Below are 1,988 nucleotides of genomic sequence, written 5' to 3'. Positions count from 1 at the left end.
CTGAACCGCCGTATACCGAACGGTACGTACGGTGGTGTGAGAGGTCGGAGGCTAGGCGCCTCCTCCTACTCGATTTACCTAATATCAGGAAAGTGGAAGTTTAAATGTCGTTTTCAGAAAAAACTATTATTTTTAAAAATCATAGGTTCTCTAATATAATAAATTAAATTCCCGGTTCGTTTTAAGGAGATCAGATATGTATAATGTACTTTGCATCACTATAGGCTCAGTGCTTGTTGCAGTAGCCTACAACTTATTTTTGATACCTCATTTAATTTTAAGCAGCGGACTTAGTGGACTTGCGATTATGTTCGGAATCATTACCCCAGTCAACACAGGGATATTGAATTTTCTATTGAACCTGCCATTGTTAATTCTTGGATACCTGAAATTAGGAAGACGCTTTATCACCTATACGATATTTTCAGTTGTCGTGATATCAGTCAGTTTATATCTCATTCCGGTTCATGGAATATCCACTGAACCGATTTTGTCTTCTTTATTTGGCGGAATCATATCGGGATTCGGTATAGGCATCATCTTTCGCGCTTCAGGATCTTCCGGCGGTTTTGATATCATTGCCATGCTTTTGGCTAAGAAGAGCGACTTTCCACTTGGTACATTGCTTTCGGTGATGAATGCAGTAGTGGTGGTTATCTCAGGCTTCATCTTTGGTTGGGATGCCGCATTATATACGCTGATTTCCATATATGCAGCAGGAAAGGTGATTGATACGATTCATTCCAATCACATTAAATTAACATTAATGATCGTTACGAAAAAGAGTGACGAAATGAAAACGAAGCTACTGACCAACCTATATCGAGGAATTACAGTCATGGATGGTGAAGGTGCATACTCTGGAGAAAAGAGTAAAGTAATGATGACAGTCATTACCCGTTATCAATTAACCGATGTAAAAGCGATGATAAAAGAAGTGGATCCCAATGCTTTTGTCAATATAACGGAAACAGCCGAGGTCATGGGGATGTTTCATAAAGAGTGATAATAAATAGAAAAGCCTCCCACTTTATGGGAGGCTGCAGACTGTAGACAAACTCGATGAAAATCGAGTTTGTCTATTTTTTATGAGTTGTACAATTTGGCCGTTGATTTTCCACTCCAGGCACTCGCTTTCCGCGGGCGGTCGGGGAGCCTCCTCGGCTTTCGCCTGCGGGGTCTCCCCTAGACGCGCTTTTCCCGCAGGAGTCTCGTACCTTCCGTTCCAATCAACTTTGTCTTGCCTTTTAGATGGAACACTTTTGCCTGGAGTCATTTTTGTTTTAAAATAGAAGTATTAAAACTTGAGGTGATGAGGATGCTTTCTAAACATGATTCTATTCAGCGAGATCAACTTGAAATGATTACGTTAGATCAACTGGTGGCACCGAACCATTTGGTTCGTAAAATGGAGGCTGCCATTGACTTCACTTTCATTTATGACTTGGTGAAAGATATGTATTCAAAGGTAGGACGCCCAAGTATTGATCCAGTTATTTTAGTTAAACTGACTTTCATTCAATATACCTTCGGTATTCGTTCCATGCGTAAAACGATTGAAGAAGTTGAAACCAATATGGCTTACCGTTGGTTCTTAGGCTATGGTTTCCATGATAAAGTACCTCCTACTCCACGTTCGGGAAAAATTATGAGCGACGCTTTAAAGATACAGACCTGTTTGAACAGATTTTCTATCGCATTTTAATGATAGCTGCTAATAAAAAGTTAATAAGTGCTGAACACGTATTCGTGGATTCCACACATGTGAAAGCCAGTGCGAATAAACTCGTTCGTAAAGAAACACGAGCGTATCAAGAACGCCTTCAAGAAGAAATCAATCAAGATCGTGAAGACCATGGAAAGAAACCTTTTCCACCAGATAAATTTTATAAGGAAGAAACCAAAGAGATTAAAGAAAGTACAACAGATCCTGAGAGTGGTTACTATGTGAAAGATGAACGGACAAAACAGTTTGCCTATTCATTTCA

1 protein-coding gene and 1 pseudogene are annotated in these 1,988 nt (G+C 39.8%); both read left to right on the top strand.

The genetic code is table 11. From position 1 onward, the window contains the following. Positions 1-196 precede the first annotated feature (196 nt). Positions 197-1,006: a YitT family protein gene (locus SB775_RS27260; protein WP_061462040.1), complete on the top strand. Its 810-nt coding sequence runs from the start codon at positions 197-199 to the stop codon at positions 1,004-1,006. Between the two features lie 312 nt (positions 1,007-1,318). Beyond that, positions 1,319-1,988 (top strand): annotated as a pseudogene (locus SB775_RS27255) (transposase); the annotation flags it as partial.

The sequence above is a fragment of the Peribacillus sp. SIMBA_075 genome, assembly GCF_046534585.1.
The sequence above is the reverse complement of the archived record's forward strand: the minus strand, read 5'-3'. Positions and strand labels throughout refer to the sequence as shown.